This is a genomic window from Methylobacterium mesophilicum SR1.6/6 (genome assembly GCF_000364445.2).
Taxonomy (GTDB): Bacteria; Pseudomonadota; Alphaproteobacteria; order Rhizobiales; family Beijerinckiaceae; genus Methylobacterium; species Methylobacterium mesophilicum_A.
Genome location: NZ_CP043538.1, coordinates 2,198,744 through 2,212,258 on the forward strand (window position 1 = coordinate 2,198,744; position 13,515 = coordinate 2,212,258).

General features: G+C 69.4%; 8 protein-coding genes. 5 read left to right on the forward strand and 3 right to left on the reverse strand.

What is annotated here, in order from left to right; translation table 11 throughout:
- The first annotated feature begins 118 nt into the window (after nt 1–118).
- The 3 genes from galE to MMSR116_RS10405 all read left to right on the forward strand — a co-directional run bounded on the left by galE (nt 119) and on the right by MMSR116_RS10405 (nt 3,836).
- The gene (gene galE, locus MMSR116_RS10395) at nt 119–1,111 is read left to right on the forward strand and encodes a UDP-glucose 4-epimerase GalE (RefSeq protein ID WP_010681856.1); all 993 of its coding nucleotides are present in this window, start codon (nt 119–121) and stop codon (nt 1,109–1,111) included.
- A 4-nt stretch (nt 1,112–1,115) separates the two neighbouring features.
- Nucleotides 1,116–2,318, forward strand: coding sequence for a lytic murein transglycosylase (locus tag MMSR116_RS10400; protein ID WP_010681855.1), 1,203 nt, complete (start codon nt 1,116–1,118; stop codon nt 2,316–2,318).
- Nucleotides 2,319–2,402: 84 nt separating this feature from the next.
- Nucleotides 2,403–3,836 carry a DUF459 domain-containing protein gene (locus MMSR116_RS10405; RefSeq protein WP_010681854.1) on the forward strand — a complete coding sequence of 478 codons (1,434 nt, stop codon included), beginning with the start codon at nt 2,403–2,405 and terminating at the stop codon, nt 3,834–3,836.
- Nucleotides 3,837–3,852: 16 nt separating this feature from the next.
- Here MMSR116_RS10405 and MMSR116_RS10410 read toward each other — a convergent pair whose 3' ends face one another.
- Nucleotides 3,853–5,286, reverse strand: coding sequence for a glutamate synthase subunit beta (locus MMSR116_RS10410; RefSeq protein WP_010681853.1), 1,434 nt, complete (start codon nt 5,284–5,286; stop codon nt 3,853–3,855).
- 101 nt (nt 5,287–5,387) lie between these two features.
- A complete protein-coding gene (gltB, locus tag MMSR116_RS10415; protein ID WP_010681852.1) occupies nt 5,388–10,103 on the reverse strand; it encodes a glutamate synthase large subunit in 4,716 nt (1,571 codons plus the stop codon).
- A 541-nt stretch (nt 10,104–10,644) separates the two neighbouring features.
- On the opposite strand from gltB, the gene MMSR116_RS10420 reads away from it, so the two are divergent.
- Nucleotides 10,645–11,520 (forward strand): hypothetical protein, encoded by an 876-nt coding sequence (locus tag MMSR116_RS10420; RefSeq protein ID WP_191991891.1) that lies wholly within the window; start codon nt 10,645–10,647, stop codon nt 11,518–11,520.
- Between the two features lie 2 nt (nt 11,521–11,522).
- Here MMSR116_RS10420 and fdhD read toward each other — a convergent pair whose 3' ends face one another.
- Complete coding sequence (fdhD, locus tag MMSR116_RS10425) at nt 11,523–12,365, reverse strand: formate dehydrogenase accessory sulfurtransferase FdhD (RefSeq protein WP_010681850.1); 843 nt, start codon at nt 12,363–12,365, stop codon at nt 11,523–11,525.
- 297 nt (nt 12,366–12,662) lie between these two features.
- Between fdhD and coxB the strand changes: the two genes are divergently transcribed.
- Complete coding sequence (gene coxB / locus MMSR116_RS10430) at nt 12,663–13,502, forward strand: cytochrome c oxidase subunit II (protein WP_010681849.1); 840 nt, start codon at nt 12,663–12,665, stop codon at nt 13,500–13,502.
- Nucleotides 13,503–13,515: the final 13 nt, after the last annotated feature.

The window sequence follows — 13,515 nt, forward strand, 5'->3', positions numbered from 1 at the left end:
CAGGCTGAGGCCTGCTGCCGCAAGGCCTGTGCGCCGATACTATGAGGCAGAGTGCCGTAAATATACCGTCTGCGCACGTCTAAGTGGTTATTGTGGATGGCGACCTTCGGGAGGTGAGATGGCGGTTCTTGTGACGGGGGGCGCCGGCTACATCGGCAGCCACATGGTTCTGGCCCTGCTCGACGCGGGCCACGAGGAGGTCGTCGTCCTGGACGATCTCTCCACGGGTTTCGACTGGGCCGTTCCGGAAGGTGTCAAGCTCGTGGTCGGTGACGTGGCCGACCAAGCCCTCGTGACTCAGACGATCCTCCAGCACAGGATCGACGCCCTCGCCCACTTCGCCGCCAAGATCGTGGTGCCCGAGTCGGTCTCCGACCCGCTGGGCTACTATCTCGCCAACACCGTGAAGACCCGTTCGCTGATCGAGGCGTCGGTGCGAGCGGGCGTCAGGCACGTGATCTTCTCGTCGACGGCGGCCGTCTACGGAGAACCGGAGGTCGTTCCGGTGCCCGAGACGCTGCCGCTCGCGCCGATCAATCCCTACGGCCGCTCGAAGCTCATGAGCGAGTGGATGATCGCCGACGCCGCCGCCGCGCACGGGTTCTCGTACGTGATCCTGCGCTACTTCAATGTCGCGGGCGCAGATCCCAAGGGGCGCACCGGTCAGTCGACGCCGAACGCCACGCACCTGATCAAGGTCGCCACGCAGGCTGCCCTGGGGCAGCGCGCGCGGCTCGACGTGTACGGGACCGATTACCCGACCCCGGACGGTTCGTGCCTGCGCGACTACATCCAGGTGTCGGACCTCGCCGCGGCACACCGGGTCGCCCTCGACCATCTGCGCGCGGGCGGCGAGAGCCTCACGCTTAATTGCGGCTACGGACGCGGATACTCGGTGCTCGAAGTGATCGAGGTGGTGAAGCGGATCTCGGGGCGCGACTTCGAGGTCCGCCTCTGTCCCCGGCGCGCCGGGGACCCGGCCCGGATCGTGGCCGAGGCCGGGCTCATCCGAGAGCGGCTCGGCTGGACGCCCGAGCACGACGACCTCGACGCCATCGTCGCGCAGGCGCTCGCCTGGGAAGATCAGCTGGGCAAGCGCAACCGGATCTGATCGGATGCAATCCCGGAGAGCCGTCTGTGCCGCGGCGCTGTGCCTGGCCGTCGTCCCGGCCCATGCGGCGACGGGCGGATCCGGCGCGTTCCGCGGCTTCATCGAGTCGCTGCGCCCCGATGCCGCCGCGCGGGGCGTCTCTGCAGCGACGTTCGACGCGGCATTCCGGGGCGTCTCGGGGCCGGACGCCGCTGTGCTGGCGCGGATCCGCCAACAGAGCGAGTTCGTGCGGCCCGTGTGGGACTACCTCGTCGGCGCCGTCTCGGACGGTCGGATCGTGCGCGGGCGGGCGCGGGCCGCCGCCCTCGCGCCCACCCTGGCGGAGATCCGCAACCGCTACGGCGTTCCGGCGCCGGTCCTCCTCGCGCTCTGGGGCATCGAGTCCGATTTCGGCGCCAGCGCGGGCAGTGTTCCGACGGTCCGGGCTCTCGCGACCCTGGCCGAGGCGCGACACCGCGGCAGCCTGTTCCGCGACGAGCTCCTCGCCGCACTCACGATCCTCCAGCGCGGCGACGTCACGCCCGCGCGGATGAGCGGCAGTTGGGCCGGAGCGATGGGCCAGGTCCAGTTCCTGCCGTCCACGTACCTGGCGCACGCCGTCGACTTCGACGGCGACGGCCGCCGGGACATCTGGTCGAGCGACTCGGATTCGCTGGCCTCGATCGCCGCCTACCTCAAGGATCTCGGCTGGGATCCGGCGGTCTCGTGGGGCTACGAGGTAGCCCTGCCGGAAGGCTTCGACCTGTCGCGCTACGCGGCGGACATCGACGACTTCGCCAAGCGCGGGGTCCGACGGACGGACGGCAAGCCGCTCCCCGGGCACGGGCGCGCCAGCTTGTTCCTACCCGGCGGATCGGGGGCACCCGTCTTCCTGATCACCGACAACTTCGAGGTCATTCGCGGCTACAACACCTCGGATTCCTACGCGCTCGCGGTGGGCCACCTCGCGGACCGCCTCGATGGTGGTCCGCCTCTGGCCGCTCCCTGGCCTGCGGCGGGAGCCCGCCTCGACGGGCCCGGATTGCGGGAGCTTCAGTCCGCTCTCGCGGCCGGCGGCTTCTATGAAGGTCCGCAGGATGGCCGCGCCGGTCCCCGGCTGCGCGAGGCGGTGCGACGCTACCAGATCAGCGCTGATCTGCCGGCCGACGGCTACGCCACGCCGGCTCTCCTGTCGCGGATCAAGGACCGTTCAGGGTCCCGGCCCTGACGGAAGACGGCATTTCGACCTGTCGACCGCTTCCCCTATAATACGTCCGCGCCGGACGGCCTCTGCCCGGCAAGAGAGTGCGGAATGCGCATGAGAGTCGCCGGTCGCCGTGCCTCGGGGCACCCGCCGCTGTTCGGGCTTGCGGCCATCCTGTGGATCGCCGGCTCGGCGCTGTCGGGCAGCCTCCCCGCGCAGGCGCAGTGGGGTGACGGCTACCAGCAGCCCGGCAACGGCAATTACTACGAGGCGCCCCCGCGTCGGCGACCGCGGGACGCCTACTATCGTGACGATGGATCCGCCGCGCGCCAGCCGCGCTACGCGCCCCAGCAGGAGGCGCCGCGCCAGTTCTACTGGCCCTGGGAGGACAGGCCCCAGCCCGTCGCGCCTCAGCCGGAGCGGACCTATCGCGCCCCGCGTCAACGCATCCCGTACGGCGCCACCGAAGCCCAGCGCCCGCCGCCGGCGATCAAGCGCCGCGTCCGCCCGGCCCGCGCCCCGGCCGCCCCGAAGCCGGCCGTCGCCAAGAGCGAGCCGAGTGTCCAGATCGCGGTCTTCGGCGATTCCCTCGCCGACCACCTCGCGAAGGGCCTCGACGATGTGTTCGAGGACAATGCCGACGTCGCGGTCATCGACCGCGCGAAGGGGGATAGCGGCCTCGTCCGCAAGGACGTGGTGGATTGGCCGAAGGTGGCGCAGGACTATCTGCAGGCCAATCCGAAAGTGCGCTATGCCCTGGTGATGCTCGGTGCCAACGACCGTCAGCCGATCCGCGAGGGCGACGAGACGGCCGACCCGCTGACCGACCGGTGGCGCGCTCTGTACCGGGCGCGGATCGAGGCGCTGATCAAGGTCTTCACCGACCGCAAGGTGCCGCTGATCTGGGTCGGCCTTCCGCCGATGCAGAGCGAGGGGCTCAGCCGCGATCTCGCGTCGATGAACGACATGATCCGCGACAGCGTCACGAAGGCCGGCGCAACCTACGTCGATATCTGGCCGGGCTTCGTCGACGATCGCGATCGCTACGCCGCCTCCGGCCCCGATCCGGAAGGTCAGATCGCGAAGCTCCGCACCGCGGACGGTGTCCACTTCACGAAGGCCGGCGACCGGAAATTGGCGCACTTCGCGGATGTCGAGCTGAAGCGCCTGATGGGGACAACGGCCCCTTCGGCCGACCAGCCGCCGGCAGCGACCGTGGCGCCCCTCGCCCCGCCCTCCGCTTCGGGGCCGAGCCTGGATGGCAGCGGCCAGCTCAACGACACCGCCGCCATCGACCGGCAGATCACCGCGATGCTGCCGAGCCTGCCCGAGCCGCCGGGCGTACCGGCGCTGCCGGTCAAGCCGGCGGCCGGCCCAGTCGTGCCCTTGAGCCGCACGGAAGTTTCACCCGGCGGCACGTTGCTGAGCGGACGGCCGCGGGACGCCGACAATCTGGGCACCACCGATCGGACGCTGCTGCGCGGAAACGCGCCGATGCCGCAGCCCGGGCGCGCCGACGATTTCCGCTGGCCGCCCGGCTGACGTCCGAAGGTCCGTCCTACCGCGGCAGGACGGTCGCGCCCATCAGCGCCTCGTCGATGGCGCGCGCGGCCTGTCGGCCTTCACGGATCGCCCAGACCACGAGCGACTGGCCGCGCCGCATATCGCCTGCCGCCCAGATCTTCGGGTCGGAGGTGCGGTAATCCTCTTCGTTCGCCTCGACGTTGCCGCGCTTGCTCACGCCGATGCCGGACTGCTCGAGGAGGCCCTTCTGCACGGAGCCGGCGAAGCCGATCGCCATGAAGACGAGGTCGGCGGGCAGGACGAACTCGGAACCTGCGATCGGCTGGCGCTTGGCATCGACCCGGGCGCAGACGACGCCGGTGACGTGGCCCTTCTTGTTGCCTTCGACCCGCAAAGTGGCGGCCTGGAACTCGCGCTCCGCGCCCTCGGCCTGGCTGGAGGAGGTGCGCATCTTGGTCGGCCAATACGGCCACACCGTCAGCTTGTCCTCCCGCTCCGGGGGCCGCGGGCGGATGTCGAGCTGCGTCACCGACAGGGCACCCTGCCGGAAGGCCGTGCCGACGCAGTCGGAGGCCGTGTCGCCGCCGCCGATCACCACGACGTTCTTGCCGCTGGCGAGAATCGGCAATTCGCCGTTGCCGCGCATCGGCTCGTTGTTCACGCGCCGGTTGGACTGGACGAGATAGGGCATGGCGTAGTGCACGCCTTCCAGGTCCTGACCGGGCAGCTGCGGATTACGGGGATCCTCGGCACCGCCGCAGAACATCACGGCGTCGAACTCGGCCTTCAGCTCGTCGACGGGCTTCGTCACCCCGATGTTCTGGTTGTAGTGAAAGACGACGCCCTCGGCCTCCATCTGGCGCACGCGCCGCTCGATGTGGCGCTTCTCCATCTTGAAGTCGGGAATGCCGTAGCGGAGCAGGCCGCCGGCCTTCGGCTCGCGCTCGAAGACGTGGACATCGTGGCCCACGCGGGCGAGCTGCTGCGCCGCCGCCATGCCGGCCGGGCCCGAGCCGACGATCGCCACCCGCTTGCCGGTGCGCGTCGCGGACGGCTCGGGCTTGACCCAGCCCATGTTCCAGGCGCGGTCGGCGATGGCCTGCTCGATCGTCTTGATGGCGACCGGCTGGTTCTCCAGGTTCAGCGTGCAGGCTTCCTCGCAGGGCGCGGGGCAGATGCGGCCGGTGAATTCCGGAAAGTTGTTTGTCGAGTGCAGGTTGCGCGAAGCCTCTTCCCAATCCGATTGGAAAACGAGGTCGTTCCAGTCCGGGATCTGGTTGTGAACCGGACAGCCGGTCGGGCCGTGGCAGAACGGGATGCCGCAATCCATGCAGCGCGCGGCCTGCTTCGTGAGATCATGCTCGTCGAGCGGCAGCGTGAACTCGCGGAAATGCCGGACTCGGTCGGCGGCGAGCTGGTACTTCTGCTCCTGCCGGTCGAATTCGAGGAAGCCTGTGATCTTGCCCATTGGTCAGCCCCTGGGCCGGCCAGTCTCTGACTGCGCTGCCCGCGTCGTCTTGTATCGCGTGTGCGTGACCGGGCGGCAGACCGCCCGGTCCTGAAGGCCGGCTACTCCGCCGCGACCGGCATCCGCGCCATCTCCATCTCGCGCAGCGCCCGGCGGTACTCCACCGGCATCACCTTCACGAACTTGGTCCGATAGGCCGACCAATCGTCGAGGATCGCCTTGGCGCGCGGGCTGCCCGTGTATTTCAGATGGTTCTTGATGAGTTGCGTCAGCCGCTCCTCGTCGTGGCCCGACATGTCGGCCAGGATGTCCACCCGCCCCTTGGTCTCGAGGTCGCCGTCCTGGTGGAAGCGGCGCATCAGGTCGTCCTCCTCCTCGACCGGCTCCAAATCGACCATCGACAGGTTGCAGCGCGCCGAGAACGAGCCGTCCTCGTCGAGCACGTAGGCGATTCCGCCCGACATGCCGGCCGCGAAGTTGCGCCCGGTGTCGCCGATCGACACGACGACGCCGCCGGTCATGTACTCGCAGCCGTGGTCGCCCATGCCCTCGACCACCGTGATGGCGCCGGAGTTGCGCACCGCGAAGCGTTCGCCCGCGGAGCCGCGGATGTAGCACTCGCCGGCGATCGCCCCGTACAGAACGGTGTTGCCGACCATGATGGTCCGATCCTGCGGCGACCTCAGCGCGTCGCTCGGCCGGATGATCAGCTTGCCGCCCGACAGGCCCTTGCCGACGTAGTCGTTGCCGTGGCCCGTTAGCTCGATGGTGACGCCGGCCGCCACCCACGCTCCGAAGCTCTGGCCAGCGGTGCCGGCGAGCTTCACCACGATCGTGTCGTCGGGCAGGCCCTCGTGGCCGTGCGCCTTCGCCACCGCGCCGGAGAGCATGGCGCCCGCCGCCCGGTCCGAGTTCCGGATCGTGTCGGCGATGATCACCGGCTCGCCGGTCTCGATGGCGTGCTGCGCCTTCTCGATCAGCCGCCGGTCGAGAACCGTGTCGATCGGGTGGTGCTGCACATCGACGTGGCGGATCGCCGTGCCCTCGGCCACCTTCGGCCGGTGGAACAGCTTCGTAAAATCGAGCCCGCGCGCCTTCCAGTGGGCGATCGCCTCGACCTTGTCGAGCACGTCGGAGCGGCCGACCGCCTCCTCCAGCTTCATGAAGCCGAGCGACGCCAGGATCTCCCGGACCTCCTCGGCCACGAAGAAGAAGTAGTTCACCACGTGCTCGGGCGTGCCCTTGAAGCGCTTGCGCAGCACCGGATCCTGGGTGGCGACGCCCACCGGGCATGTGTTCAGGTGGCACTTGCGCATCATGATGCAGCCGGCCGCGATCAGCGGGGCCGTGGAGAAGCCCATCTGGTCGGCGCCGAGCAGCGCCGCGATGATCACGTCCCGTCCGGTGCGAATGCCGCCATCGGCCTGGAGGGCGACGCGCCCGCGCAGGTTGTTGAGCACCAGCGTCTGCTGGGTCTCGGCCAGCCCGGTCTCCCAGGGTCCGCCCGCGTGCTTGAGCGAGGTCAGCGGCGCCGCACCGGTGCCGCCGTCGAAGCCCGAGATCGTGATGTGGTCGGCGCGCGCCTTGGCGACACCGGCCGCGACCGTGCCGACGCCGACCTCGGAGACGAGCTTCACCGAGACGTCCGCCGACGGGTTCACGTTCTTCAGGTCGAAGATCAGCTGGGCCAGATCCTCGATCGAGTAGATGTCGTGATGCGGCGGCGGCGAGATCAGGCCGACGCCCGGGGTGGCGTAGCGGACCTTGGCGATCTTGGCGTCGACCTTGTGGCCGGGCAGCTGGCCGCCTTCGCCGGGCTTGGCGCCCTGCGCGACCTTGATCTGCATCATGTCGGAATTGACGAGATACTCGGTCGTGACGCCGAAGCGGCCGGACGCGACCTGCTTGATCGCGGACCGGCGCGAGCGCCCGTCCGGCAGCGGCTTGAACCGCTCGACCTCCTCGCCGCCCTCGCCCGAGTTCGACCGGCCGCCGAACGAGTTGAGCGCGATCGCGAGCGTCTCGTGCGCCTCCTTGGAGATGGAGCCGTACGACATCGCGCCCGTGGCGAAGCGCTTGACGATCTCGGAGGCCGGCTCGACCGAGTCGAGCGGGACCGGCGCGCGGCCGAGCTCGGCGGCGGACTTGATCCGGAACAGGCCGCGCAGCGTCTTCAGCTGGTGCTCCTGCCGGTTCACCAGCTCGGCATATTCCCGGTAGCGCTCCGGCACGTTGAGGCGCACCGCGTGCTGCAGCGTCGCCACCGTGTCGGGCGTCCAGGTGTGGGTCTCGCCGCGCAGCCGGTACGCGTACTCGCCGCCGACATCGAGCGCGTTGCGGTAGACCGGCGCGTCGCCGAAGGCGTCGCGGTGACGGCGCGCGGTCTCCTCGGCGATCTCCGCCATGCCGACGCCCTCGATGGTCGTCGCCGTGCCGAAGAAATCGCGGCCCACGAAGGTCGAGTTCAGGCCGACCGCGTCGAAGATCTGGGCGCCGCAATAGGACTGGTAGGTGGAGATGCCCATCTTGGACATCACCTTGAGCAGGCCCTTATCGATCGCCTTGATGTAGCGGTAGATGATCTCGTCATCGGTGAGGTCCGGCGGGAACTCGTCCTTCATGGCGAGCAGCGTCTCGAAGGCGAGGTAGGGGTTCACCGCCTCGGCGCCGTAGCCGGCGAGGCACGCGAAGTGGTGCACCTCGCGCGGCTCGCCCGACTCGACCACGAGGCCGACCGATGTCCGGAGCCCCTTGCGGATCAGGTAATTGTGCACGGACGCCGTGGCGAGCAGCGCCGGGATCGGGATCCGGTCCGGCCCGACCGCCCGGTCGGTGAGCACGATGATGTTGTAGCCGCCGCGCACCGCCGCCTCGGCGCGGTCGCAGAGGCGGTCGAGCGCCCCGTCCATGGCCGCCGCGCCGGTCTCGGCCGGGTAGGTCATGTCGAGGGTCTTGGTGTCGAACCGGTCCTCGAAATGACCGATCGAGCGGATCTTCTCCAAGTCGGCATTGGTGAGGATCGGCTGGCGGACCTCGAGGCGCTTGCGCCGTGACGCGCCCTCCATGTCGAGCAGGTTCGGCCGCGGCCCGATGAACGAGACGAGGCTCATCACGGCCTCCTCGCGGATCGGGTCGATCGGCGGGTTCGTGACCTGCGCGAAGTTCTGCTTGAAGTAGGTGTAGAGCAGCTTCGACTTCTCGGAGAGGGCCGAGAGCGGCGTGTCCGTGCCCATCGAGCCGACCGCCTCCTGGCCGGTGACGGCCATGGGCTGCATCAGCAGCTTGAGGTCTTCCTGCGTGTAGCCGAACGCCTGCTGGCGATCGAGCAGGTCGACATCGCCGCGCGATTCCCGCGGCTGCACCGGGCGCAGGTCCTCCAGGACGATCTGGGTGTTCTTGACCCAGTCGGCGTAGGGGTGCGCGGCGGCGAGCTCGCCCTTGATCTCCTCGTCGGAAACGATGCGGCCCTTCTGCAGGTCGATCAGCAGCATGCGGCCCGGCTGGAGGCGCCAGGACTGTACGATCTTCTCGTCCGGGATCGGCAGGGTGCCCATCTCGGAGGCGAGCACGACGAGGCCGTCGTCCGTGACGATGTAGCGGGCCGGGCGCAGGCCGTTGCGGTCCAGCGTCGCGCCGATCTGGCGGCCGTCGGTGAACGCCACGGCGGCCGGGCCGTCCCACGGCTCCATCAGGGCGGCGTGATACTCGTAGAAGGCGCGCCGCTCCTCGCTCATCAGCGGGTTGCCGGCCCAGGCCTCCGGGATGAGCATCATCATCGCGTGGGCGAGCGGGTAGCCGCCCTGCACGAGGAACTCGAGGGCGTTGTCGAAGCAGGCGGTGTCCGACTGCCCCTCGTAGGAGATCGGCCACAACTTCGAGATGTCGTTGCCGAAGAGATCCGAATCGACGCTCGCCTGACGGGCCGCCATCCAGTTGACGTTGCCGCGCAGCGTGTTGATCTCCCCGTTATGGGCGACCATCCGGTACGGGTGCGACAGGCGCCAAGTCGGGAAGGTGTTGGTGGCGAAGCGCTGGTGGACGAGGGCGATCGCCGAGACGAAGCGCTCGTCCCTCAGGTCGAGGAAATAGTTCCCGAGCTGCGTGACCAGCACCATGCCCTTGTAGACGATGGTCCGGGTCGAGACCGAGACGGGATAGAACTCCTTCACCCGCGGGTCTTCGAGCCCGTAGACCTTGTTGGAGATCATCTTGCGGGCGACGTAGACCCGGCGCTCGAACGCGTCCTGGTCGGAGACCGACGCCGGACGGCCGATGAAGACCTGGCGGTGATGCGGCTCGGTCGCCTTCACGGCCTCGCCGAGATCCTCGGGATCCACCGGCACGTCGCGCCAGCCGAGGAGCGGCAGCCCCTCGGCAGCCAGGGACGATTCGACGATCTCCTGGATGATCGCCCGCGGCTCCTCGGCCTTCGGCATGAAGAACTGGCCGATGGCGTAGTCCCCGGCCGGCGGCAGCTCGAATCCGAGGCGCGAGCATTCCTCGGCGAAGAAGCCGTGCGGGATCTGCGTGAGGATACCGCAGCCGTCGCCCATCTTCGGGTCGGCGCCCACGGCGCCGCGATGGTCGAGATTCTCCAGGATCTTCAGACCCTGCTCGACGATGGCGTGGGTGCGGCGATCGTGCATGTCGGCGATGAACCCGACGCCGCACGCGTCGCGCTCCTGGGCCGGATCGTAGGCGCCCTGCGCTTTCGGCAAAGCGGGATCGCGCACGATGAGCGGCATCGCGCCGCCGCGGGGCGCGGCAGCCTGGACCGTGGAAGCAGCAAACTCGTCGGCGGGTCTGCGCTGTGACATGCTTCGTCTCGTCCTTCCCTCGATACCGTCCGCCGCCGCTGAACCCGCCAGCATGTTTCATGCCCACGGGTCGTCGGCGCCCCGCGCTCCGACCTCGTGTCGCAGGCCGTCCGGTCGGTCCCGCTCGGGACGCGTCCGCCGGCCTGCATTCGTCGAGGACCCGGACCGCTCCGGGAACGGTGCGCTGGCGTGCCCGTGTCCGTCTGCCGTATTTCTCGCCCGCGCGCGAGACGGCGACGGCCGGGATGCACGGCCGATGGGACAGTTGTGCTGTCCTAAGTCGCGAAATTGCCAGATCGCAATCCTTTCAGCAAGTGACTGCCGTCCACTGCGTCAAGGATGCTGCCGATCGCGGGCCAGCGCGGCTCCGCATCTTCCGCAATGTCGCCCGAATCTCACGGTCTACCCGACGGGCCGAGCACAAGCGGCATGCGGGGCAACGACCTCGCCGGCATGGTCGAGGTCCGGGTTCACCGGCCCGGACCATGCCGGAACCGGACACTCTGCCGGGTCTCCAGACCGAGAACGCACAAGAGTGACGATGACGAGCAGATCGACCGCGCGCCTCCGCACCACGATGACCCGCGCGCTCTGCGCCTCCGTCGTGGCAGGCGGCGCCCTTCTGGGTCTCGGCGGCCATGCCAGCGCGCAATTCGCCTTCGAGGAGGAGATCCTGCCGCCGCGCGTGGTGGCGTGGCGCCTCGCCGACCGCGGGTTCACCGGCCTGAGCCGTCCGCGCTTCGACGGGCGTGTCTACGTTGTCGACGCGGTCAACCCGGCCGGCATCCCGGTCCGCCTGCTCGTTGATCCCACGGGCGGCGCGATCATCGGCCGGCAGCGAGTCGGCGCCCCGGAGACCTACGCGCGGCTGGAACGCCCGGCGCCCGGCTTCGGCTGGACCGAGGATGACGCCGCGCCCCGTCGGGTCGTGCGGCCCTCGCCCTTCGACGAGCCGCCGGCCCTGAGGCTTCAGCGCAGGCCCGCCGGTGAAGCCCTGAGGCCGGAGCCGAATCCGGACGGCGTCAATCCCGATAGCGTCGGCCGGACCGCCCCTCCGCGCAAGGTCGCGCGCGCGGCGCCGGCGCGGCCGGCCGATCTGCGCCCGGCGCTCCGGAACAGCCCCGAGGTCCCCGCGCCGAAGGCCGTTCCCGCCGATTCGGGAAGAACGGACGCGAAGGCTGACACCAAGACGGGCGGCAAGCCGGAGACGCGGGACGCGTCGATCGAGAAGGCGCAGCCGGCGACGTCCCCGGCGCCCACCGCGGAGAAGCCCGCAGAGAAGGTCGTGGCCGAAGCGCCCAAGCCGGACTCCAAGGATTGGAAGGATCCGCCCACGGACAAGAAGCCCGTGCGGGTCATCGGCGGGGCGACCATCGTCCCCGGTACCGTCGAGAAGGAACCGGGCGCCGCTCAGTAGCCCTACCCGGCGGTGATCAGCCGATCCGCGCCGGCGAAGACCGTGACGGTATCGGCCCGCGCGATGGCGCAGAGCGTCATGGCGTGGGCGCGGGCACGGTCCAGAGCCAGAGCCGTCGGCGCCGAGATCGCCACCACGATCGCGGCACCCAGACGTGCCGCCTTCTCGACCATCTCGAAGGAGCAGCGGCTGGTGATCACCAGGAAGCCGGCCCGCGTGTCGGCGCCGGACCGCATCAGTGCACCGATCAGCTTATCCAGCGCGTTGTGACGGCCGACATCCTCCCGGACGGCGACCAGTGTGCCGTCGAGCCGCGCCCAGGCGGCGGCGTGGACGGCCCGGGTCTCGGCTCCGAGCCGCTGGGCCTCGTCCAGGGCAGACAGGGCCCGGGCGATCGCCGAGACGGCGACCCGCACCTCCGAATCCATCCGCCGATCCGTGCGGGGCAGTTCCTTCAGGTCCTCGATGCCGCAGACGCCGCACCCGGTGCGGCCGCTGATGGCGCGCTTGCGCGCGAGGTGCTCGCGAAGCCGTCCGGGCGCCAGCTCGATATGGAGGCGCAGCCCGTCGGCGACGGTCTCCACCCGCGTTTCGCGGATCTCCTCCGCAGCCTCGACGATGCCCTCCGTGAGGCTGAACCCGTAGGCGAAATCCTCGAGATCTGCGGGCGTGCACATCATCACGGCATGCGGCACGCTGCCGTACACGAGGTTGACCGGCACCTCCGCGGCGAGGGCTCGCGCATCCAGCCGCGGCTCGGATCCCGTATAGGCTACGACCTGCATGGGCACCCGCACCGAGGCAGGGGGCAGGTCCTGGGATGGGCTCTCCGGGGCGGTCGGCATTCAGCGCTCCAATGTGCGGAAGAACTCCTATCCGCCGCCAGGTCCGTCGGGCAATCGGGTCGAAAATTACCGAACCCTCGCGGTGCGAACACGCCACGAGGCGCGGGGAACTGTCGGGAAAGCGCCTCATGCGACGCTTGTGCGGTTGCACCTCGACGGCCCTTGTGGTCTGAAGCGCCGGTCGGATAATGCCGGGTGACACAACCGGTACTCCGTCACGTCGGTACGATCCCGCACGCGATCAAGACGGGACGGTCCGGCAGCCGCCAGACAGTTTTGGGGAGCCACGAGAGGCAGATGCGGACGGTGCGGACGATCAACCGGTCACTCTGGAGCCTCGCCGCTCTCGGCGCCTCGCTCTTTCCGTTAACAGGCGCGCAGGCCGCGGGTTTCGGCCAGCCGGTGCCATGGGAGATGAGCCGGCAGATCCCGGTCACCGAGAACGCGCGCGACATCCTCAGCTTCGAGGTCGGCCTGCACTGGCTGTCGCTGGCGATCTCGGTCTTCGTGCTGGGCCTGATCCTGTGGTGCATCTTCCGCTTCGGCGAGAAGCGGAACCCCACCCCCTCGCGCACCACCCACAACACCGCCATCGAGGTCGCCTGGACGATCGTGCCGGTGCTGATCCTCGTCGCGGTGGCGATCCCGTCCTTCCGCCTGCTGCGCACGCAGCTCTCGGACCCGAAGGCCGACATGATCGTCAAGGTCATCGGCCACGCGTGGTACTGGTCCTACGAGTACCCGCAGACCGAGGCGGGCGGCGGCTTCACCTTCGATGCCAACATCGACGAGGACAAGCAGCCCCGCCTGCTCCAGACCGACAACGAGATGGTCGTCCCGGTCGGCAAGATCGTGAAGATCCAGGTCACCGCCGCCGACGTGCTGCATTCCTGGGCCATGCCGGCCTTCGGCTTCAAGATCGACGCCGTGCCCGGCCGCCTGAACCAGATGTGGTTCAAGGCCGACAAGGAAGGCACCTTCCACGGCCAGTGCTCCGAGCTGTGCGGCCAGCGCCACGCCTACATGCCGATCGTGGTCCGCGTCGTGAGCGAGCAGGCCTACGCCGACTGGCTGAAGGAGGCGAAGACCAAGTACGCCCGCATCGACAACGGCACGAGCTTCGCCGAGGCGCGCTGAGCCCCGGCTGACC